The organism is Vibrio sp. JZG10 (assembly GCF_054064075.1).
The window spans coordinates 15,679-36,589 of sequence record NZ_JBSUGE010000023.1 but is presented as its reverse complement, the minus strand read 5'-3'; the positions used below and the strand labels follow the sequence as shown (position 1 = coordinate 36,589).

General features: G+C 46.2%; 18 protein-coding genes and 2 pseudogenes. 10 read left to right on the top strand and 10 right to left on the bottom strand.

Annotated features, from left to right (window positions below; genetic code table 11):
- Window positions 1-375: 375 nt before the first annotated feature.
- The 6 genes from ACWYVB_RS20495 to ACWYVB_RS20470 all read right to left on the bottom strand — a co-directional run bounded on the left by ACWYVB_RS20495 (window position 376) and on the right by ACWYVB_RS20470 (window position 5,807).
- On the bottom strand, window positions 376-1,257 hold the full coding sequence (locus ACWYVB_RS20495; protein WP_268978507.1) for an L-ribulose-5-phosphate 3-epimerase: 882 nt from the start codon (window positions 1,255-1,257) through the stop codon (window positions 376-378).
- Between the two features lie 8 nt (window positions 1,258-1,265).
- On the bottom strand, window positions 1,266-1,913 hold the full coding sequence (locus ACWYVB_RS20490) for a 3-keto-L-gulonate-6-phosphate decarboxylase UlaD (protein WP_045415095.1): 648 nt from the start codon (window positions 1,911-1,913) through the stop codon (window positions 1,266-1,268).
- A gap of 5 nt (window positions 1,914-1,918) precedes the next feature.
- Window positions 1,919-2,740, bottom strand: a complete 822-nt coding sequence (locus ACWYVB_RS20485; RefSeq protein WP_005434688.1) for a Cof-type HAD-IIB family hydrolase — start codon at window positions 2,738-2,740, stop codon at window positions 1,919-1,921.
- Window positions 2,741-2,744: 4 nt separating this feature from the next.
- Complete coding sequence (locus tag ACWYVB_RS20480; protein ID WP_009696581.1) at window positions 2,745-3,437, bottom strand: L-ribulose-5-phosphate 4-epimerase; 693 nt, start codon at window positions 3,435-3,437, stop codon at window positions 2,745-2,747.
- 9 nt (window positions 3,438-3,446) lie between these two features.
- Entirely contained in the window at window positions 3,447-3,923 is a 477-nt protein-coding gene (locus tag ACWYVB_RS20475; RefSeq protein WP_009702554.1) for a PTS sugar transporter subunit IIA, read from the bottom strand.
- A 123-nt stretch (window positions 3,924-4,046) separates the two neighbouring features.
- Window positions 4,047-5,807 carry a PTS ascorbate-specific subunit IIBC gene (locus ACWYVB_RS20470; protein WP_005434683.1) on the bottom strand — a complete coding sequence of 587 codons (1,761 nt, stop codon included), beginning with the start codon at window positions 5,805-5,807 and terminating at the stop codon, window positions 4,047-4,049.
- Between the two features lie 386 nt (window positions 5,808-6,193).
- Here ACWYVB_RS20470 and ulaR point away from each other — a divergent pair, with 386 nt between their 5' ends.
- The 3 genes and pseudogenes from ulaR (at window position 6,194) to ACWYVB_RS20455 (ending at window position 9,461) form a co-directional block, all read left to right on the top strand.
- Entirely contained in the window at window positions 6,194-6,949 is a 756-nt protein-coding gene (gene ulaR, locus ACWYVB_RS20465; protein ID WP_005448893.1) for an HTH-type transcriptional regulator UlaR, read from the top strand.
- A gap of 124 nt (window positions 6,950-7,073) precedes the next feature.
- Window positions 7,074-8,141 (top strand): L-ascorbate 6-phosphate lactonase, encoded by a 1,068-nt coding sequence (gene ulaG / locus ACWYVB_RS20460; RefSeq protein WP_005448892.1) that lies wholly within the window; start codon window positions 7,074-7,076, stop codon window positions 8,139-8,141.
- Window positions 8,142-8,268: 127 nt separating this feature from the next.
- Window positions 8,269-9,461, top strand: a pseudogene (locus ACWYVB_RS20455) (ISL3 family transposase).
- Window positions 9,462-9,724: 263 nt separating this feature from the next.
- Here ACWYVB_RS20455 and gltS (ACWYVB_RS20450) read toward each other — a convergent pair.
- A complete protein-coding gene (gene gltS, locus ACWYVB_RS20450) occupies window positions 9,725-10,951 on the bottom strand; it encodes a sodium/glutamate symporter (protein ID WP_268978509.1) in 1,227 nt (408 codons plus the stop codon).
- Between the two features lie 415 nt (window positions 10,952-11,366).
- Between gltS (ACWYVB_RS20450) and ACWYVB_RS20445 the strand changes: the two genes are divergently transcribed.
- From ACWYVB_RS20445 to ACWYVB_RS20435, 3 genes are read left to right on the top strand one after another with little or no spacing between them, the layout of a single operon-like run.
- Entirely contained in the window at window positions 11,367-11,738 is a 372-nt protein-coding gene (locus ACWYVB_RS20445; RefSeq protein WP_005392046.1) for a GntR family transcriptional regulator, read from the top strand.
- Window positions 11,735-12,592: an ABC transporter ATP-binding protein gene (locus tag ACWYVB_RS20440; RefSeq protein WP_457529955.1), complete on the top strand. Its 858-nt coding sequence runs from the start codon at window positions 11,735-11,737 to the stop codon at window positions 12,590-12,592. The genes ACWYVB_RS20445 and ACWYVB_RS20440 overlap by 4 nt, the downstream gene beginning before the upstream one ends.
- The gene (locus ACWYVB_RS20435) at window positions 12,592-13,422 is read left to right on the top strand and encodes a hypothetical protein (RefSeq protein WP_085344468.1); all 831 of its coding nucleotides are present in this window, start codon (window positions 12,592-12,594) and stop codon (window positions 13,420-13,422) included. The genes ACWYVB_RS20440 and ACWYVB_RS20435 overlap by 1 nt, the downstream gene beginning before the upstream one ends.
- A 101-nt stretch (window positions 13,423-13,523) precedes the next feature.
- Here ACWYVB_RS20435 and gltS (ACWYVB_RS20430) read toward each other — a convergent pair whose 3' ends face one another.
- Entirely contained in the window at window positions 13,524-14,759 is a 1,236-nt protein-coding gene (gltS, locus tag ACWYVB_RS20430) for a sodium/glutamate symporter (protein WP_006740921.1), read from the bottom strand.
- Between the two features lie 865 nt (window positions 14,760-15,624).
- Between gltS (ACWYVB_RS20430) and ACWYVB_RS20425 the strand changes: the two genes are divergently transcribed.
- The 4 genes and pseudogenes from ACWYVB_RS20425 to ACWYVB_RS20410 all read left to right on the top strand — a co-directional run bounded on the left by ACWYVB_RS20425 (window position 15,625) and on the right by ACWYVB_RS20410 (window position 19,289).
- On the top strand, window positions 15,625-16,419 hold the full coding sequence (locus tag ACWYVB_RS20425) for a DUF4344 domain-containing metallopeptidase (RefSeq protein WP_199804117.1): 795 nt from the start codon (window positions 15,625-15,627) through the stop codon (window positions 16,417-16,419).
- Between the two features lie 24 nt (window positions 16,420-16,443).
- Window positions 16,444-16,830: pseudogene (locus ACWYVB_RS20420) on the top strand (thiol-disulfide oxidoreductase DCC family protein).
- Between the two features lie 180 nt (window positions 16,831-17,010).
- Window positions 17,011-18,672: a methyl-accepting chemotaxis protein gene (locus ACWYVB_RS20415; protein WP_268978511.1), complete on the top strand. Its 1,662-nt coding sequence runs from the start codon at window positions 17,011-17,013 to the stop codon at window positions 18,670-18,672.
- A gap of 122 nt (window positions 18,673-18,794) precedes the next feature.
- On the top strand, window positions 18,795-19,289 hold the full coding sequence (locus ACWYVB_RS20410) for a peptidylprolyl isomerase (RefSeq protein ID WP_005374458.1): 495 nt from the start codon (window positions 18,795-18,797) through the stop codon (window positions 19,287-19,289).
- 117 nt (window positions 19,290-19,406) lie between these two features.
- On the opposite strand, the gene ACWYVB_RS20405 is transcribed toward ACWYVB_RS20410, so the two are convergent.
- Together ACWYVB_RS20405 and ACWYVB_RS20400 are read right to left on the bottom strand one after the other, a co-directional pair.
- A complete protein-coding gene (locus ACWYVB_RS20405; protein ID WP_457529951.1) occupies window positions 19,407-20,042 on the bottom strand; it encodes a DUF2268 domain-containing putative Zn-dependent protease in 636 nt (211 codons plus the stop codon).
- Between the two features lie 68 nt (window positions 20,043-20,110).
- Window positions 20,111-20,902 (bottom strand): LytR/AlgR family response regulator transcription factor, encoded by a 792-nt coding sequence (locus tag ACWYVB_RS20400; protein ID WP_395196899.1) that lies wholly within the window; start codon window positions 20,900-20,902, stop codon window positions 20,111-20,113.
- Window positions 20,903-20,911 lie beyond the last annotated feature (9 nt).

Sequence of the window (20,911 nt, the reverse complement as noted above, 5' to 3'; positions counted from 1 at the left end):
CGAAAGAGTGCAGTTTTCACGAGGGTTAAAAACTGCACGTTCCCACGATGGGAAAACGGTGCCCAATAATGAGCACCGGAGCATGTATACCCAAGTGACTTCAAGATGCAGGATTCAGAACGAGTCACTGACTCAAGTTCAAGGAAAACGAAGCAGCGTAATAGAGAGCTATTTCCAAGTCGTTTGACGAAGAAATTGTTTCCGTGACTCGTTCCCGAAGGGCGAATTGCCTTGGCTTCCATACTTTGTTAACGATTTTTGATTTAGAACCACTAGATCTTCAAATCGTTGCCGCGTCTGCAAACCAAGTCACTTTCGCTGAACCACGCATCTCGAGGTTACTTGGGTATAACTGTTTATACAGTTAAGAGAGAATTATGCGGCAAACAACCTTGGTAACTCCGCATGATCACACGCTTGATTTAAGCGCTGCTGAGCGGTTTGAATGTGCGCACGCCAATGTTCATCTTGCGCCCACATCTCAATCACCAACGGAACTACGCAGTCTGTCTCTTTGAGTGTGCAGAAGATGGCATCGAAGTTCACTTCACCATCGCCAATCACGAGATCGCGAAACTGACCTTTGTATTCTGGCGTCACGCGATACGTGTCTTTAAGGTGGATTTGGGTAATGTGCGGCTTACTCAATTTTAGCTCGGTGCACACGTCGTAATTCCAACCCGAGATGTTGCCTACGTCTGGATAAGCAGTGAAATACGGCGAATTCACTTCGCGATTAAGCACCTCGAACTTACTCAATGAATTGAGGTAATCGGTGTCCATGATTTCAACAGCAAGCATCACACCTGCGCGCTCTGCCAGTTTCGCCGCTTCCTTCATACCTTCAATAAAACGCAAGTGGGTAGCACGGTTTGCTGGCTCGTAATACACATCGTAGCCAGCTAATTGAATGGTACGGACGCCAAGTTTGTATGCCAATGCGATCGCCTTTTCCATGTGCAGCACGGCTTGCTCTCGAATCTTCGGATCAGCCGAGCCAAACGGGAACTTGCGGTGCGCGCTCAAACACATCGACTGCAATGGCATGCCATAACGTTCGCACTGGTGACGCAGGGCGTAGATCGTCTCGTCGTCCCAATCTAAGCGGCTGCGGCGCTCGTCTGATTCATCCACCGAGATCTCAAGAAAGTCGAAGCCCAACTCTTTGGTCACAGTGAGCTTTTCTTCCCAACTCAACTCGTTCGGCAACGCTTTCTCATACAAGCCAACACGATGACGTTGTAGGTTCTGATACATGTCGCCCCCTAGTTCCAGTAACGGTCGATTTGCGCTTTCAATGCTTCTGCGGTCTCTTGTCCTCTGTCGCCCGCCAATGCGCGACCGGCGATAAAGGTTTTCGCTTTGATGCCTTCAAACAGGTAGATATCTTCTGGCACGATACCGCCCGTGATAGAGAGCTCGATACCTAACTCAGAGAGTTGACGCATCTTGCTGATGTCAGCGTCTGTCCAACCAATCCCTGCCAACTCTGCGTCGCGAGAACGGTGGTAAATCGCTTGAGTGATACCAAGATCCACCCACGCTTGCGCATCTTCCATCGTCCAGTTGCCGTAGATTTCGATTTGAATTTCGCCACTAAATTCATCCGCGACTTTTTTACACGCTTCGATGGTCGCAATATGCGCTGCGGCTGAAACCGTAATCCAGTCAGCGCCAGCTTCAAACGCCATGCGAGACAAAATCGCGCCGCCATCAGTGGTCTTCATATCGCACACTAGAATGTGGTCTGGGTGGTTCTTACGTAGCGTCGAGACCGCATTCATCCCTTCTGCAAACGCGAGAATGGTGCCCACTTCAATCACATCGACGTAGCTATGTACATTGCTTGCAACCGCCACGGCGTCAGTTAGGTTAGTTTGGTCTAGAGCGATTTGAATCATTGGTTTGGTCATGATGCTTATCCTTGAATTTTTTCACGTATCAGACGAGCTAAGCCGTCGTTATTGTTATCGGTTTCGCACACCAAACGGGCGCTTGAACGTACCGTCTCGTCTGCGTTATTCATGGCAACGCCTAATCCAGCGTAACGGAGCATGGAAATATCATTGTGGTTATCGCCCACGGCAATGACATGATTCGGGTGATAACCCAGCTCAGAAACGTATTCCGCCAGTCTTAAGCCTTTGCTGTTGCCTTTTGCTGCGAAGTCTATGCGATTCGACCACGAGCGTTCGCCGTTGAATTTCTCTTTCACCCATGGGTTTTCAATCAAGCGTTCTACCGAGCTTGGTAAACCTTCCACTACGAATTTCCACACGAACTCGGTATTGCGCACTTCTTCGCTGAACGAGTCGATTTTGTAGATCTTCGGTTGAAGGTGCTCAGGCGCGGTTTTCGCCCACTTTTCCAACGCTTCCATGTAGTGAATGGGGTTGTAGTTTGAGTACGTCATGGCATCGGTTACGTACATCACCATCTTGACCTGAAACTCCTTCGCCAAGGCGATGAACGTCAGCGCGTCTTCCTTATCGATGGAGTTGTGCTTGAGCACTCGGTCGTTGTGGTAGTCATAAACATAAGTGCCGTTGCAGCAGATGATAGGCGTGGTAAGACCCAACTCATCGTAATACGGACGTGCCGCAGTGTGATGGCGTCCGGTGACAATCACCACGTGACACTTCTGCTGCGCTTCTTGAATCGCTTTTTTCACCTCAGGGTGAATGCTGTGGTCATCAGTGAGGACGGTTCCGTCTAAATCTAAAGCAAGCACTTTGTACATGTCGTTACCTCTGCCCGTAGTAGGCGTTTTCACCGTGCTTACGCAGGTAGTGTTTGTCTGAAAGCTCAGGCTGAATCTTGATGCCGCTGTTGAGTGAACGCGTTGCTAATGCCATGGCAGAAATCTCTTCCAATACCACTGCGTTGTGCACGGCATCGTCAGCGTTGGTTCCCCAAGAGAAAGGCGCATGCCCTGCCACAATCACGCTTGGCACAGCCATTGGGTCGATGCGGCGTTGACGAAACTCTTCCACTATCACTAAGCCGGTGTTCTTTTCATACTCTTCCGCAATTTCACGTTGTGAGAGCTTACGAGTACACGGAATGTCGCCGTAGAAGTAGTCGGCATGAGTCGTGCCCAGCGCCGGAATATCGATCCCTGCTTGTGCCCAAATCGTTGCGCTGCGTGAGTGGGTGTGCACCACGCCGCCTACTTGTGGGAACGCTTTATAGATCTCAATGTGGGTCGCGGTATCGCTGGATGGATTCATGTTGCCTTCCACCACATTGCCGTCTAAGTCGACCACCACAATGTGCTCAGCGCGCATACCATCGTATTCCACCCCTGATGGTTTAATCGCAATCACGCCGCGCTCGCGGTCAATCTCAGATACATTGCCCCAGGTGAACGTCACCAAGCCGTATTTCGGCAGTTTGAGGTTGGCTTCGAGCACACGTTGTTTCAGTTCGCTGTACATGATTTCTCCTTAGGCGGTGACAGCCAGAGCTTCATCAATCACGTTGAATACATCGGTTTTGCTGCGGCAACGGCGAAGCTTGTCTAAATCCACGCCCGTTTCGCTGTCTTCATCATCCAACACTTGGGTCACTTCCATCAGACCTTCCATGTGCTCGTCTGAAGAGCTACCCGCTAGCGTGATCAACACATCAACTGGCTCATCTTCGCCTTCAAAGTAGATTGGCTCTTCTAACGTAACCAGTGCGAAGGCAGTACGAATTACGCCGTTTTCTGGGCGTGCATGTGGCAGTGCCAAGTTAGGCGCGATGCAGATGTAAGGACCCAACTCTTCCACGCTGCTGATGATGGCGTCATGGTAAGAAGGCTGAATCGCACCAGAGGCAATCAACATGTCCGTACCAATCTTGATGGCTTCACGCCAGTTAGAGGCTTTTGCTTGCAGTTTGATTGAGTTGTTGTCGATCAGTGATTGTTTTAATCCCATTGTTCTATCTCCAGTTTGGGTACCGTGACTTTGGCTGTCCGAAGCCCGGCACCACTGTTGTTATCCGCTGTTTGTTATTGGTTTCTTATCTCTTCATTGAGAGAAGTATTTGGTCATGCTGTTTTATTTTGCTGGTACAAAGTTTTTATTGATGATGTCGAGTAGCTCGTCCCCGAAGGAGTTAGGGTTAAGCATGTTTTGCACCCCGAGTACAAACTTGCCTTCGCCTGGCTCCATCTCCGCAGATAGGTGCTTCGACGATACGATGATGTCTGTGCTCGCAAGCTTTGACTTGTAGTCCGACACTGCGCATGAGTCCATCACGTGAGGAATGCCTTTCTTCTCTAGGTATTTACCGATCTTCATTTTCATCATCATTGATGAACCTTGACCGTTACCACATACCGCTAGGATGCTTACTGGGCGCAGACCGTCGCTCGCTTTGATTGCTTGCTCTACCGCTTCAATCACTTCTGGCTCTTCACTGATTTCTACTGTGCCTTGCGCGTCTTCTTCAGCACGTAGCTTGCGAGAAGCGAAGAACATGTAAACCAGAGACAGACCAACAAGAACGAAGAAGAACATTTTCGATGCAGACAGACCTTGCATGATTGGTGGGAATACAAGCGCCCAGTCCGCCATGCCCATCCAGCCGTTGAATTCTGTGCCGTGTTGGCTAAACAGGTGGATAGCCCAAGCAGAACCTAGTACCTCGATGATGCCCATCACGAAACAGATCTTCATCACCGCTTTCCAGCCACCGAAATGGTTAGCAAATACGCCGATGGTCGCGTTAGAGAAGAACATTGGAATGAAGCCAGGGATGATCATGATTGGCGCATCGAATGCCAACATCGCCAGTACTGCTGCGAACTGACCCAGCGCACCCCACATGAAACCAAATACCATTGCGTTTGGAGAGAATGCGTAGATAGCCGCACAGTCAATCGCCAGTACCGCATTTGGAATCACACGCTCAGAGATGCCTTTGAACGCTTCAGACAGCTCAGCAACGAACATACGCACACCAGCTACAATCACCTGAATCGCTACAGCGAACTTCAGACCCGTTTCTAGGATGTAGATAGTCCAGTGTGTGGTGCCCGCCATTTCTTGAAGGTTATCAAGACCGAATGAAAGCAGAATGATGCCGAAGAACACCGTCATCACGATCGCCGTTGCTGCGATGCTGTCGTGGAAGATGTGTAGCCATTTAGGCAGTTCTAGGTGGTCAACGCTGTCGTTCTTATCACCCAGTTTTGGGGCTACTTTTGTTGCAATCCAAGACGCGACCTGTTGTTGGTGACCAATAGAGAAACCCGCCCCGCCGGTGACTTCTTCGGTTGGCTTGAACATGATGTTGGAGGAGATACCCCAGTACAGCGCCATTAACACCGCAGAGTAAATGATGGTTTCCCACATGCTTGCACCAAGCACAAAGTAGAACACCGCAATCAGACCTGCTTGCTGGAACATGATGTGACCAGTCAGCATGATGGTGCGGATACCCGTGTAGCGGCGGAACAGTACCAAGAGGATGTTGATACCTAATGCCAATAGAACGGCGTAACCCACCCAAGAGTAGTTATCGCCCATTGCTTCCATGGTAGACATCATGGAGGTGTAAGGGTCAATGACCGAACCAGTTAGCCCGTGGTATTCAGAAAGTTTGGAAATCACAGGTTTGAAGCCAGCCACTAGGGTGCCCGCACCCACTTGAACCAGCATGAAACCCACGATCGTTTTGATAGAACCTTTAATGATGGTGGTGGCGTCTCTTCTCAGCAACCAATAGCCAATGCATGTTACCAAACCCAGTAGTAGTGGGGCTTTGGTCATAACTTGGCTGTAAAAAATATAGAAGATGTCGTACAAGAACTCCATATCTTTACCCCTAGAGTGTTTTTTATTTGTAATCGTATGTAGGTCAGAGTGATTCCATCTGATGTCGCAGAATCTACTCAGTTTTTGCTCACGAAATAAACTCTAACAATCAAAAGTAATCACGCAATGCTCATTTGTGATTATTTTGATATTTATCAATTTTGCCCTCCAAAAAACCCTACAAATGGTAAGCGGATCACACACAAAAATTAAATTGCCAATAAATACAATAACTTATAAATTCTTGTGATGAAGTTCAGATTTTCATCAGTCTTGAATTTGACAATCAAGAGCGTGATTAATAGAATCAAAACAAATCACAAGTAATCACCAAATAATCACTAGATACACATTTCGGTGAATTTGAATCAAATAGGGTGATGGGTATGAATGAAGTACAAAGACACAATGGCATTCTGTCTTTATTAGAAGAAAATCAGACGATTAACGTCTCACATATTATTGAGAGTTTTAACGTCTCTCCAGCTACGGCTCGCCGTGATATCTCTAAGCTGGATGAACTAGGCAAACTGCGCAAAGTACGCAACGGTGCAGAACGCGTCGAAGCAGAAAAGAAAAAATGGTCACCGCTGAACATCAACAGCACTGAGCATTACGAAGAAAAGTCCTTGATTGCGATGCAAGCCGCTGAGCTTTGCCAGCCTGGCGACAGCGTGGTCATCAACTGCGGTTCGACCGCTTTCCTACTTGGGCAAAAGTTGTGTGGGCAAGACGTGCAGATCGTCACCAACTACTTCCCATTGGCAAGCTACCTGATCAATGAAGACCATGACGATGTGATCATCATTGGCGGTCAATACAACCGTTCACAAAAACTGTTCCTCAATCCGGCGCCCAACTCGCTTGGCAGTTACGCAGGCAATTGGATGTTCACCTCGGGGAAAGGGTTAACCGAAGCCGGACTCTACAAAGCCGACATGTTAACCGCGGTGGCAGAGCAGCAAATGCTTGAGCAAATCGACAAGCTCGTCGTCGTGGTAGACAGCTCCAAAGTGGGTCACAGAACGGGCATGTTGTTCTGTCCTACCGAGAAAATCGACATTCTGATCACTGGCAAAAACGCCAACCCAGAGGTCATCAAAGCGATAGAAGCAAAAGGGACACAGGTCATTCTGGTCTAACGCGCCCTAGCCTCTTTCTCAAATAAATAAAAATAATTCAGCTCAGTGCCTTAACTACAAATTTAGGCGCTCGGCTCCCTACATCCCAAATTTAATAAAAATTGTGAAACAAAAAGGTGTTGCTATGAGTAAAGTAAATGAAATCACTCGTGAATCTTGGATCCTAAATACATTCCCTGAGTGGGGGACCTGGTTAAACGAAGAGATCGAAAATACGGTGGTAGAACCAAATACATTCTCGATGTGGTGGCTAGGTTGTACAGGTATCTGGTTGAAGAGTGAGGGCAACACCAACATCTCTATCGACTTCTGGTGTGGTACGGGCAAAAAGACGCAAAAAAACGCCTTCATGAAGAACCAGCACCAAATGATGCGTATGGGCGGTGTCGAAGCGCTGCAACCAAACCTACGTACTGCTATCTTCCCGCTTGACCCGTTTGCTATCAAAGAGATCGACGCTGTGATGGCATCCCATGACCACGCAGACCATATCGACGTGAACGTCGCGGCGGCGGTACTGCAAAACTGCGGTGACCACGTGAAGTTCATCGGTCCACAAGCGTGTGTCGATTTATGGATGGGTTGGGGCGTACCAGAAGAGCGTTGTGTTGTCGCGAAAGTGGGCGATGTGCTTGAAGTCGGCGACATGAAGATCCGCGTACTGGATTCATTCGACCGTACTGCACTTGTCACGCTGCCAGAGGGTACTTCTTCTTACGATAAAGAAATCCTCGACGGCATGGACAAACGCGCAGTGAACTACCTGATTGAAACTTCAGGCGGCTCGGTTTACCACTCTGGTGACTCGCACTACTCTAACTACTACGCAGCACACGGCAACGAATACCAAATTGACGTGGCACTGTTGTCGTTTGGTGAAAACCCACGCGGCGTGACTGACAAGATGACGTCTTCTGACATCCTACGTGCAGCAGAATCATTGAATTGTGATGTCGTTATGCCATTCCACCACGATATTTGGGCGAACTTCCAAAACGACCCACGCGAAATCGAAGTGTTGTGGAACATGAAGAAAGACCGTCTGCAATACAAGTTCGCACCGTTCTTCTGGCAAGTCGGAGGCAAATACACCTTCCCTACCGATAAAGGTCGCATGCACTACCAACACTTCCGTGGCTTTAGCGACATCTTCAAAAACGAACCAGAACTGCCATACAAAGCGTTCTTGTAATTCCATCGTAACGTCCGTTTGGCAGGAATAAAAAAGGTTCATCGCGGATAAGCGGGAAGTGAAACAAAAACGGTAGTAAGTGATAGAGTTTTATCGCCAAACAAAACCTACACAAACTACCGTTTTCATGTCGAATCATACTTTCCTATCTTCATTCTGGGAAGGCTTTCATATAGTAAAGTCTCATCAGACTGCGTCATTAATAAAGCTCACTCTCAAAGCTAACTCTATCGCTAAGTGTCCGCGCGGACTTAAAGCTCAAGCCATACATGAGTATCAATGGCGTAACGTGAAGGAAGCCACACTGTTAGGAACTCCCGTTGAGCTGTCCGTTCAAACCCGACGCATCAAGTTTAGTCACTGCGGCATTAAAACAGAACGACTATCTTGGCTGGAACCTTATGCTCGTATCACTAACCGCCTACGAAGCTATATAGAACAGTTGTTACCTCTGCTACCAATTAAACATATAGCCCAAGTGACAGGCGTTCATTGGCACACAATCAAAGAGATAGATAAGCGTCGACTTCAACAAGTAGTACCGCAAGTTAAATGGAGTGAACTAAGGCAACTCGTCATGGACGAGTTCGCCATTTTTAAAGGGCACCGTTACGCGACGGTCATAGCAGATGCAAAAAGTCATCAGGTTATCTGGATAGGACTAGGTCGTAGCCGCAAGGATATTCGACCGTTCTCTGAACTGCTAGATGAGCATGGTAAAAATATCGAAGCTGTAGCAATGATATGAATACGGCTTTTGACCTTGAAGTCCAAGAGCACTGCCCAAATGCTCGCATCGTTTACGACTTGTTCTACGTTGTTGCTAAGTTTGGTCGTGAAGTGATGGATAGAGTCAGAGTCGACCAAGCCAATAAGCTAAAACAGGATAAAAAAGCAAGGCAATGGGTCAAGCGTTCGCGCTGGGTGTTATTGAAAAATAAGGATAATTTAAATACACAACAGGAAAGCTATCTCACAGAAATATTGAATATGAATCAGGACTTGATGACAACCTACTTACTGGGTGCGCAATTAAAGGAACTGTGGTGTTGCGGCTCTGAACTTCAGGCTAAAAACTTATGGCAGGTATGGTGGGAGCAAGTGAATGAGAGTGGAATTAAGCCGTTAAAAGAGTTCGCTCGAAAACTCCGTCCATATCTTCATGGGATTACTGCTTCAGCAAGCTACCCGCTGAATACCTGTACGCTTGAAGGGATAAATAACAAGATAAAATTAATCAAGCGGATGGGATATGGCTATCGAGATACAGATTACTTCTTCTTAAAAATAAAAGCGGCTTTCCCCGGAAAGCCGCGATGAACCATAAAAAAGCCCGTCGCGATGATGGGTGCGACGGGCAATTAGCTAGAGTCTTATAAGGAGAAAAGGAAATTACTGATGATAAATGTCCGACGATTTCGCATCAGTAACGTCCTCAACAAACCGAATATTAGTCATTGATAAATTTAAAGGACATGGCTCATTCCAGTAATCTAAATTGTTGATGCCTATTGCTCTACGCCGATCAAAAAAGCCAGCCTCTCGGGACTGGCTTTGTTATGTTAAGTTGAAAGAAGCGGGGGCTATTTAATAAAAGCAATGCTGCCTTGCAAAATCACTAAGTTCACAATGTCGATGAAGAATGCACCGACAATTGGTACTACCATAAATGCTTGTGGTGATGGACCATAACGACTCACGATAGAGCCCATATTCATGACCGCAGTCGGTGTAGCACCTAACCCAAAACCGCAATGTCCGCTAGCGATCACCGCCGCATCGTAATTACTGCCCATCATGCGGAATGTTACGTAGTAAGTGAACATCGCCAACACTGCCGACTGAATAGCAAGAATAATAAGGAATGGGATCGCAAGATCGAAAATATTCCACAATTTCAAGCTCATCAGAGCCATGGCAAGGAACAGCGATAGCGAAACCGTACCAAGAATATCAACGGTTTCTAAATCAACCTTGCGCACCTTGGTCACTTCCATGATGTTGGTGATGACAACACCAATAAACAGCGCATAAACAAAATCTGGGATCATCAACCACTTGATGCCAAAACTGCTCACCCAACTCTCCAGATAGCTCGCGCCTGTCACGCAAAGCAAAATAATGGATAAGCTTTCTACAACTCTTTTCGCCGTGACACGATCTTCTTCATGTTCGTTATAGGTCACCAATTCAGGGAAACTCTGATGGCTTTGGTTGGTGCGTCCGTATTCCGATTCTAAGTTGTGCTTGTTGAGTAACTTTTGCGCGACAGGGCTGCCAATAATCCCGCCCATGACCAAGCCAAACGTAGCAGAAGCCATCGCCACTTCTAGGACATTGTGCAAACCATACATTTCTTGAAAAGTTTGCGACCACGCCGCACCAGTTCCATGTCCGCCAGAAAGCGTAATAGAGCCGGCGATCAACCCCATGAGTGGATCTAACCCCAATGCGGTAGCTAAGGATACGCCGACCGCATTTTGGATAAGAATGTAGACCGATGCCACAACAAGGAAGATGAAAACCTTCGCACCGCCTTTAATAAGTTGGGTGTAATTTGCCGCTAAGCCAACCGTCGCAAAAAACATCAGCATAAAGGTGTTTTGCAGTGGTAAATCAAATGATACATCCACACCATTTAAGTGCATCGTCGTGATCACGCAAGCCACCACTAGACCACCAACAATTGGCTCTGGGATATTGAATTTCTTTAAGGTTGGTAATTTGGTGTTAATGAACTGCCCTAAAAATAACACGCAAATTGCGACGAGAAACGACTCTTGTGGGCCGATAGATATTACCTGATTCATGAGACCTCTTTACTCTCCTCTTTCTCATTCATTGAGCAAGCGCCCAACGTGAGATAGGTGCCTAAGTCAATCAGATTGCCTCTCGAACCTTTTGTTTTCTAGGGTGTATTTGCCATCAATTCTCATCAAGTAAGAAATGGATGCGCCCAAAATCTCACTGATTATCATTAGATGAGAATACCAATACCAAGCTGGTGGTAAATGCCTTGATTGGATTAGAAAAATAACACTTCTCAACTTATGAGAAGTGTTTAATTTATGCTCATAACAAAGTATTCAAATTAGCTATCACATAGGTAGATATTTAGGAAAAGCGAAGGCTGGAACATACGCTTAATTTTAAATTATTACTTTCTCTCTGGCACACTAGGTGTTATACCTATATATAACACCATTTCAGCCAAGAGATTCACTCATGACCAATTGGCATGATCGCCAACCGATTTTTCGACAGTTGGCTGACCAGATCACTCAACAAATACTGCAAGGTATCTGGCAAGAAGGCGATGCTCTGCCCTCCGTTCGTAGCATCTCTGCGGATATGAAAATTAACCACCTCACCGTCATGAAAGGCTATCAATTGCTTGTTGATGAGGGATTAGTGGAGAAAAAACGCGGTCAAGGTATGTTTGTCGCTTCAGGGGCAAAGCTCAAATTGCTCGCAGACGAGAAGGCACGTTTTCTTCAACAACAAATTCCGCAGATAGCCGACACAATACAGCGTCTGGATATGTCACTCGACGAATTCATTCAACAACTAAAACCACACTTGAAAGGTGACCAATGAGCGCATTAGTCAGTGTAAACAACGTCTCCAAGCAATATCAGCAACAAGGAGAAGCACTGCATGAAGTGAGTTTCGACCTACATGCAGGACAAGTACTTGGCTTACTCGGCCATAATGGCGCAGGTAAATCAACGCTTATTAATGCCCTACTCGGCGCACATGAATATCAAGGCACTGTTCGTATCAACGGATTTGAACCCATTATGCAACGCGACAAAATAATGCAGAGCTTGTCCTACATCTCGGATGTGAACGTTCTGCCAGATTGGATGACTGTCGCTCAACTGCTTAACTATACCGAAGGCGTGCATCCAGGGTTCAATCGCGTCCAAGCAGATACGCTGCTTCGTCAAACGGACATCAAACCTCGTGCGCGCATCAAATCTTTATCCAAAGGGATGAAGGTGCAATTGCACCTCGCGATTGTAATCGCGACTAACACCCAAATCCTCATATTGGATGAACCGACACTCGGGTTAGATCTCGTGTATCGTGATACGTTTTATCGTCACTTATTGGAATGGTTTCACGACGGCGAGCGCGTGTTGATCATCGCCAGTCATGAAGTATCAGAGATTGAGCACTTACTGACTGATGTGCTGATTCTCAAGCATGGCCGCCCTGTACTACAAACCTCGATGGACAGTATCAGTGAAGACTACTTTATCCTTGAGGCCAGCGACGAATACCGCACACAAATTGAAGCGATGAACCCACTCTCGTCACAAAAAGGGCTCGGTTCAACGAAATGGTTACTCACTGCCCAGTATGCCCAACAAGCAGAAACAATGGGGACCATCCATGGGGTGAAGTTAGCGGATCTATTTTTAGCATTGCAGAAGGAGGCAGCGTAATGCGTTCAGTTGTCGCGATGTTGCAAAAAGAGTGGTTAGAAAACCCTCTTGTTTTACGTATTCCACTGTTTGTGTTGGCGTGTGGAGTTATTCTCTTTGTCAGTTTAATGAGTAACGACACTCTACAACACAATATGTTTTTCCAAATGAGCTTTGGTGGCGATGTCAGTGACATTCATAAAGAGCTTGGTGATGACGTCAATATGTTGATTACCGGAGGAGCAGGACTGCTGTCTATCTTGTTAGCCGTTCAATACTTCCCAAGAACGCTACGCAAAGAGCGTGCGGAGGGCAGTATTATGTTTTGGCGTAGTATGCCGGTCAGCGATATAAAAACTCACTTAGTGAAGCTAGGGTTTGGCTTATTGGTGATTCCGCTCGTTTGCTCGGCGCTTGTGCTCGCAGCAGATTTGATGCTGTGGTTGCTGAACATCTCTACCGATCACCAATTGGCTTTATTGTACCGCCAAGCCTCGTTAGGTTACGTGCTGCTGCATTGGGGAGAGTTTTTAATCAGAATGTTGTTCGCCGGTATTCTACTGTTACCGTTGGCATTAACCGCAATGGCTATTTCTCAGAAAGTGAATTCACCACTGGTCATTTTGTTTATCGCCATTTATGCGCTGCGCTGGATGCCAATCGCACTATTTGGCTATTACGGCCTAGATCAGTTCTTCTCCGAAGTGCTTTACCTTCCACTGCACGCCATTGTTGCACCAAGCCCATTTAATGCAATTCCTCAAGCGGGTTGGTTAAACGTTGGCATTTACGCTTTCATCGGCGTTCTTGGTTGGACAGCTAGTCTCAAGTTCAGCCGAACCATTCAATAATCCGTCGTTCGATAAACGGCCAAAATCGAGCCATAAAAAAACGGTCACAACCTGTGTTGTGACCGTTTTTATTTCGACCTCAGGAGATCATGAACTTAAATTTAACCAAGGAATGAAATGTAACCTTGTAAAATGATTAAGTTAACGATGTCGATAAAGAAAGCCCCCACAATTGGCACCACCATAAATGCCTGCGGCGACGGGCCAAATCGGTTAACGATAGAGCCCATGTTCATCACGGCTGTTGGGGTTGCCCCCAAGCCAAAACCACAGTGACCACCCGCAATAACCGCAGCGTCGTAATTGCGTCCCATCACTTTGAACGTGACGTAGTAAGTGAAGATAGCTAAGACCACAGACTGCACAGCCAAAATGACCAAGAATGGAATCGCTAAGTCAAAGATATTCCATAACTTCAAGCTCATTAATGCCATCGCCAAGAACAATGACAAAGAAACGGTACCGAGCATATCGACGGTTTCTGCGTCTAACTTACGAAGCTTGGTCACCTCTAAGAAGTTCGTGATGATCACACCAATGAACAGCGCATATACAAAGTCTGGAATCATCAACCATGAGATTTCATACGTGCTAACCCATTGCTCAACATACTTCGCCCCCGTAACACAGATCAGTAGGAAGAAGAGTTTCTCCACCACTTTTTTCGCCGTTACTTTATCTTCTTCGTATTCGTTGTAGGTCACCAACTCAGGGAATTTTTCGTGAGTTTTGGCATCTCGACCACCACGACCATACTCCGATTCAATGCTGTTTTTTTCTACGAGGCGCTGTGCCACTGGACTACCAATGATACCGCCGATGATCAAACCAAAAGTGGCTGATGCCATCGCTATTTCCAAAACGTTATCCAATCCATACACGTCTTGGAAGGTTTGTGACCACGCTGCACCTGTACCATGGCCACCAGACAGAGTAATCGAGCCAGCAATTAACCCCATCAAAGGATCTAAACCGAGCGCCGCCGCGAGTGAAACGCCAACGCCGTTTTGTATGATGATGTAAAACGATGCGACAGCTAAGAAGATAAAAACCTTCGCACCTCCTTTCATCAACTGAGTGTAATTTGCGGCCAAACCAACCGTCGCAAAAAACATTAACATAAACGTATTTTGTAACGGCAAATCGAACTCCAAGTCGATGCCGTTGAAATGAAGAGCAGTAATCATGCAGGCCACAATAAGGCCACCTACAATCGGCTCAGGTATGTTGAACTTCTTTAAAATCGGTAGCTTAGCATTAATAAAATGCCCCAGGAAAAGCACACTGATTGCGACCAAGAAGGACTCCAGTGCACCTACAGATATTAAATGATTCATATCGCCTCTTATTATTGTTCTCTTCATCCTCCGTAATGATCGAGTGTTAATTTAACCTTCATTCAATAGCAAATGTTCTCGCTTTACTGTTTCGAAAATACTCAAAAGTTGGTGTAGATGCGCCTTAGGCTAGTTTAAGGGACGCTCCTTTAGCGATGTGTCAGTTTTCCGCTGTTAGCAAGCCCTTAAATGTGAAAGGAGCCGATATAGCTCCTTCAAATGCCCCCTCGCAATACCTGTGCGTTACTGCTTGGGGTATAGTGTTGTGAGTAAATTCTGGGTGACACTTTCTGAACCACATTGGGCTCCCTTACTTAAACAGAATGTGTCAATTACTATCAAACAAAGTTCCTTCCCGTTGTAACCTCTAAACGCCGAGATCGCGTTCAAAACAATTGGGTTTGCTTGTTCCTGTCGTAGTTTTTTAACTCTGGCTCATGGTGTGTAAACGAGCCGAATCCAAGGAAACTCTCAAGCTGCAACAAACGTTTTCGTCACAACGGAGCCGGATTATAACATATTGCTGATAATTTTCTTCAATTCAGTGACATTCACCAATCCCATGGTTTCATTCCATAATGATTAACTGCTGAATAGCATTTTTACAGACAAAAGAGCAAAGCCAATTCAGCTTAGCCTCACCAAAAAATAAACCTTAAAAGCCAATCACTTATCTATCGTCTCCTGAATAAAACGTGTTTTGATAGGCTTTTTGGAGGGCCCAGCAACCAAAATGTACGGTGTTGTCATGGTAGTCTTTCGAGGCTAACTACCCGATTCTGGGTGATAAAAACAATCCCAGTTATGAATCACACAAAAACATGTATAATTTTTATGTAAGTTATTCAAATAACAAGAGCCCTACATGAAAATTCATTCGCTTTTCCCTGTGCTATTACTCTGTGCCATCTCATCTGCCACTGCAGCGGAAAATATCCGTATTGAATATTCTCCCGTGGAAACAACCCATGAAAACATCGCCCTGCAATCTATCCAAAACAGCGATGTAAACCCAATTTTTCTTGAGCTATCTCAGATCCACTTTCCATTTCGCAAACCACTCACACTGATTTACGGCGGAGAAGATGGCCCAATGTACGATCCCGATACGCACACGATACACATTCCTTACACTTTTTATTTGGAATCACTCAATTACTTCTCCAATAACCAGTATGAAGAACGCCTTGGAAAATCCCCAAAAACAGGGGCGTTAGATACGTTATTACACACCTTGCTGCATGAAGCCGGGCATGCTTACATCGAAGATCAAAATATCCCTGTTCTCGGAAAAGAAGAAGATGCCGTCGATAATTTTGCCACGATCTTAATGATTGACTTCCTAGAAGATGGCGCAGAGATGGCCATTAGCGCCGCCGACATGTTCGCATTTGAGTCTGATGACAGACCGGACTACTACGACTTCGGTGAGTACATTGATGAGCACAGTTTTGATTTGCAACGCTACTTCTCTACCTTATGTTTGGTGTACGGCAGTGATCCGGAACAGTACAAGTCGCTTCTCGATGAAGTTGAAAAAGACTACCTACGAGATCGCAAAGACTTTTGCCAATACAACTACGAGAACATACGCACGAATTGGAACCACTACCTGCAACATAATGAACCAAAAGAAAAATCGCCACGTAGAATTCAGTAAGACAAATCAAGTAAGACGATCGCAATGACAAAACTCACCATATTTTATGACGGAACTTGCCCACTGTGCGCCAAAGAAATGCACGCACTTAAGCGACGAGATGTAAAACAAGCGATAAAAATCGTCGATATCTACAGCGATGACTTTTCTGATTACCCACAGATAGACGCACAAAAAGCCAATACGATTTTGCATGCGCTGAATGACAATAATGAACTGATACTTGGTCTTGATGTGACTCACCGAGCATGGTAGTTGGTCGGACGAGGTTGGCTATATGCACCACTACGTTGGCCATTATTCAAACCAATTGCCGACTGGCTTTACCTGCGCTTTGCCAACAATAGGTATCGTGTCTCATACTGGCTTACTGGTAGCTCCCGCTGCAACTCGGGCCAATGCTCTCGCTAATTGTGATCCTGCTTAAAAATGTGAGTCTCTCTCGTCCACGATCACCAACTTCCTGTACTTCTCACCCGCCAACTCGGTTAATCTGCAATCAGTACAAAAATAATTATTAACACTTTTATTTGGTAAAGCTATTGAAGTTTACCAGTTTGTAACGCTGCGCCGAGACGTAAGGAAGTACCTATGAATCTAACGATAAGAAAGCGACTTTATATTCTTTCCATCATTCCCGTGTTAACGATTGCTTTGGGTATGATGTGGTTTACCTACCTCCAAACCAGTACCTACAACCAACAACAAATCAATCATACGCACACGACGATGATGGCGATGAAGAAAGCGGAACTGAAAAACTATGTGCAGATGGCTCATTCCGCACTCAAACCATTATTGGATCGTAATGCCTCATTGCAAGAAGCCATTCCAGTGCTCAAAGAGCTAGAGTTCGGCCAATCAGGTTATATTTTTGCGTACGACTCAAAAGGTGTGCGTGTTGTTGTCGGAAAAAACAACAAAGGGGTTGGAGAAAACTTCTATAACCTTCAAGACAAAAAAGGCAACTACCTGATCCAAGACCTGTTGAAAAACGCCAAAACGGGTGACTTCACAACCTACTACTTCCCTAAGTTAGGGCAAACCGAAGCATTACCAAAACTCAGCTACTCCATGTTCATTCCCAAGTGGGATATTATGATTGGCACAGGTTTTTATACTGATGACATCGATGCGATCATTACAGAGATGGAAAACACAGCAAACAATGAGCTAAACAATACCTTAGCCGCTATTGCTATGTTTTGTGTCTCTATTGCCGTTGTCGTGGCCATTTTTGCCGTACTCGTCAACCGTAGCATTATGCGCCCTATCGAACAGTTTGACAGCTCAATCCAATCTTTCGCGCAAGGTGACGCCGACTTAACCGCGCGTATGGAAGAATCTAGCGTGCCAGAATTTAAGCAGCTCGCGCATAACTTCAATATCTTCGTTGAGAGCTTGCAAGGAATTATTAAGAGCGTCAGCCATGTCGGACAAGAGGTAGTATCAGAAACGAACAACATGTCTCAACGCGCCTCACAAGTGGATGAATTGGCTTCTGGTCAACGTGAGGAAACGGAACAAGTCGCGACAGCAATGACAGAAATGACGGCCACCGCTCACGAGATCTCTGGCAACGCAAACCAAGCCGCCGATTCCGCTAAAAACGCCGATGACAACGCACAACAAGCGAAGCTCATCGTAGACTCCGCCGCTAACTCCGTTGAAGCGCTAGCGAATGAGGTATCTGAAGCAAGCACTGTAATTTCACGTCTAGAGAGTGACGTGCAGAACATCTCATCCTCACTTGAAGTCATCCAAGATATTGCTGAACAAACCAACTTGCTTGCGCTAAATGCCGCCATTGAAGCGGCACGAGCAGGCGACCAAGGACGCGGATTCGCAGTTGTTGCGGATGAAGTGCGTAAGCTTGCAAGCCGCACTCAGGACAGCACAGGTGACATTCACAAGATGATCGATCAACTTAAAGCAGGATCGGATGCCGCAGTAAAAGCGATGGAATCTAGCCAAGCACGTGGCGAAGCGACAGTAGAAGAAGCACGTGCTGCATCGGTTGCGCTGCAAGATATTCAAGCAGCGATTGCGAATATCATGGACATGAACACGCTGATCGCTACCGCGACCGAAGAGCAAAGCCAAGTTGGACAAGAGATTTCACAACGCATCGAAGTCATTTCTCAGCAAAGTAGTCAATCGGCGCACCTTGCCAATCAAAATCGCTCGGGCAGCCAAAACCTCAATCACAAAGCCAACGAGCTTTACGACTTGGTGGGACGCTTCACGGTTTAACTTCCTTAACCATACTTAATAGTAGAAACAGCGACGCCTTAACGTCGCTGTTTTTATTTCTGCTATCCTCAAGCGACTTAGCTATAATGCCGCCAACTAAGCACCCATAAGGGCAAAACCAGATGATTATCATGACCACCAATTTCGGTGACATCGAAATTGAACTGAATCTAGAACGAGCGCCAGTTAGCTCAAAGAACTTCAAAAAATACTGTGAAGATGGCTTCTACGACGGCACCATTTTCCACCGCGTTATCGATGGCTTTATGATCCAAGGTGGCGGTCACACCGAAGACATGGCAGAAAAGCCAACGCGCGCCCCAATCGCAAACGAAGCAAACCGTGGTCTAAAGAACCTTGTTGGCACTATCGCAATGGCGCGTACCGATGCACCGCACTCTGCAACGGCACAGTTCTTCATTAACTTGGAAGACAACGATTTCCTAGACCATACCGCAACCACCAACCTAGGCTGGGGTTACGCGGTGTTTGGTAAAGTGACCGCGGGTATGGATGTCGTAAACCGCATTGCGAAAGTGAAAACAACTTCTAAGCTTGGTCATGATGATGTGCCATGCGATCCAATCATTATTGAGAAGGTGACGATCAGCGAATAAGCCCATTTGCCTCTTCGGAGAAGTCATCACTATAAAACGATAAAAGCGCCTAACGTCTTATGACTTAGGCGCTTTTTGTTTTTACAACTCAGCCTATTAGTTTGGCTTGTGCCGGAGTTATTGATAGAAAAGCTCGGCTTTTGCTCCAACCAAATCCAGTTCAGAGCCCTGAGAATCAGCCAGATATTCCGCGACAAGGTTGTACCCGACCCAATACCCCATGTACTTCGGCCAGCGGCTTTCATCACGGCCAAGAAAGTAAGCATCGAAGTTGTAATCTAAACTGGTCAGCTTGTCTTTCATCTCAGCATAGAAAGGACGCCAATCTTGATCTTTGATATTCTCAAACAAGCTCGGAGTGACGCCACCATTCACCTTGCGTTCGAAATGACAAGCTAACCCTTCCATAATCAGCACATCACCAAGCGCAACGCCATTCTCTCCCGCTCGCATACGGAACAGGTGATGCAACTCATGCGCTAACACCGCAGCCAGTTCTTTCTCAATAACATTTTTAATATCAGCACGTTGCGTATCAAGCAGAATCTCTACACGATAGGAGCTTAAGCAATAGCCACCAATCCCCGTCTGCGGTACGTCATTGCGATCAAACGGGCTAACGGTTAGGTCGACGTTACTTAAATCAAAGTAACTAGAAAGCTGTGAGCTCAGATCATCAAGTTTCTGATGTAAATACTCAGCGAGTGGAGACAACTCTCCCGTTGCATTTAAGAGGGTTACGCGATAACTCATTTATCTTCCTTGATAATGTGGGTTAAGAGCAGCGAGTTTACAGTGTAAAGAGTGAACAGTTCTAGCGATTACATCCCTTTGAACAAACTTTGAGATGCACGGCTCACGGGGAGCTTGTTTTCTCCAACGTGAACAAACATTCTGCCTGCAAAGTCTTTGTTTACCTTGCTAATTTTGCACACTTGCACCACGCTTGAACGGTGCACTTGCCAGAACTGTTCTGGGTTAAGCTGCCCTATCAACTCTTTCAACGATGTGCGAATCAAATACTCCTGCACTTTACCTTGTCCTTGTTGGGCATACACAGAAACGTATTTTTCTTCCGCTTTGAAATACAGCACATCAGACGTGGCGATCAGATGAATATCTTCCCCTTGCGTTGCTTTGATCCACTGAAGATATTGCGGCGTTTGTGGCGCGGATAATTGTTGTAACTGTTCTAACAGGCTGTTCATCTGCACATTGCTGCTTTCTTGCTCTCGCTTAGCAAGGCGTGCTTTCACTCTTTCACACGTCGTCAGGAGGCGCTCATCCGAGATAGGCTTGAGCAAATAATCGGCGGCATTTTGCTCAAAAGCTTTGATGGCGTAATCATCGTACGCGGTGACAAACACAATCAAAGGTGGATTGGCGAGTTGATTGAGTTTTTGCGCTAATGTCATGCCATCCAACACTGGCATACGAATATCGAGAAACGCAATGTCAGGTTGGTTGTGCTCAATGGCTTGCAACGCTTGTTCACCATCCGCGACTTTGGCTATTACCTCTAGCTCTGGCCACACATCAGCTAGGCTTTTATCAAGATGACGCCTCAATAGCGGTTCATCATCAGCAATAATGGCAGTAAACCCTGTATTCATTCCTTTCTT

What these genes read in the sequence shown, in the direction of transcription:
- ACWYVB_RS20495 (WP_268978507.1), bottom strand. Translation starts at nt 1,257, where the DNA reads ATGTATCAGAACCTACAACGTCATCGTGTTGGCTTGTATGAGAAAGCG.
- ACWYVB_RS20490 (WP_045415095.1), bottom strand. Translation starts at nt 1,913, where the DNA reads ATGACCAAACCAATGATTCAAATCGCTCTAGACCAAACTAACCTAACT.
- ACWYVB_RS20485 (WP_005434688.1), bottom strand. Translation starts at nt 2,740, where the DNA reads ATGTACAAAGTGCTTGCTTTAGATTTAGACGGAACCGTCCTCACTGAT.
- ACWYVB_RS20480 (WP_009696581.1), bottom strand. Translation starts at nt 3,437, where the DNA reads ATGTACAGCGAACTGAAACAACGTGTGCTCGAAGCCAACCTCAAACTG.
- ACWYVB_RS20475 (WP_009702554.1), bottom strand. Translation starts at nt 3,923, where the DNA reads ATGGGATTAAAACAATCACTGATCGACAACAACTCAATCAAACTGCAA.
- ACWYVB_RS20470 (WP_005434683.1), bottom strand. Translation starts at nt 5,807, where the DNA reads ATGGAGTTCTTGTACGACATCTTCTATATTTTTTACAGCCAAGTTATG.
- ulaR (WP_005448893.1), top strand. Translation starts at nt 6,194, where the DNA reads ATGAATGAAGTACAAAGACACAATGGCATTCTGTCTTTATTAGAAGAA.
- ulaG (WP_005448892.1), top strand. Translation starts at nt 7,074, where the DNA reads ATGAGTAAAGTAAATGAAATCACTCGTGAATCTTGGATCCTAAATACA.
- gltS (WP_268978509.1), bottom strand. Translation starts at nt 10,951, where the DNA reads ATGAATCAGGTAATATCTATCGGCCCACAAGAGTCGTTTCTCGTCGCA.
- ACWYVB_RS20445 (WP_005392046.1), top strand. Translation starts at nt 11,367, where the DNA reads ATGACCAATTGGCATGATCGCCAACCGATTTTTCGACAGTTGGCTGAC.
- ACWYVB_RS20440 (WP_457529955.1), top strand. Translation starts at nt 11,735, where the DNA reads ATGAGCGCATTAGTCAGTGTAAACAACGTCTCCAAGCAATATCAGCAA.
- ACWYVB_RS20435 (WP_085344468.1), top strand. Translation starts at nt 12,592, where the DNA reads ATGCGTTCAGTTGTCGCGATGTTGCAAAAAGAGTGGTTAGAAAACCCT.
- gltS (WP_006740921.1), bottom strand. Translation starts at nt 14,759, where the DNA reads ATGAATCATTTAATATCTGTAGGTGCACTGGAGTCCTTCTTGGTCGCA.
- ACWYVB_RS20425 (WP_199804117.1), top strand. Translation starts at nt 15,625, where the DNA reads ATGAAAATTCATTCGCTTTTCCCTGTGCTATTACTCTGTGCCATCTCA.
- ACWYVB_RS20415 (WP_268978511.1), top strand. Translation starts at nt 17,011, where the DNA reads ATGAATCTAACGATAAGAAAGCGACTTTATATTCTTTCCATCATTCCC.
- ACWYVB_RS20410 (WP_005374458.1), top strand. Translation starts at nt 18,795, where the DNA reads ATGATTATCATGACCACCAATTTCGGTGACATCGAAATTGAACTGAAT.
- ACWYVB_RS20405 (WP_457529951.1), bottom strand. Translation starts at nt 20,042, where the DNA reads ATGAGTTATCGCGTAACCCTCTTAAATGCAACGGGAGAGTTGTCTCCA.
- ACWYVB_RS20400 (WP_395196899.1), bottom strand. Translation starts at nt 20,902, where the DNA reads ATGAATACAGGGTTTACTGCCATTATTGCTGATGATGAACCGCTATTG.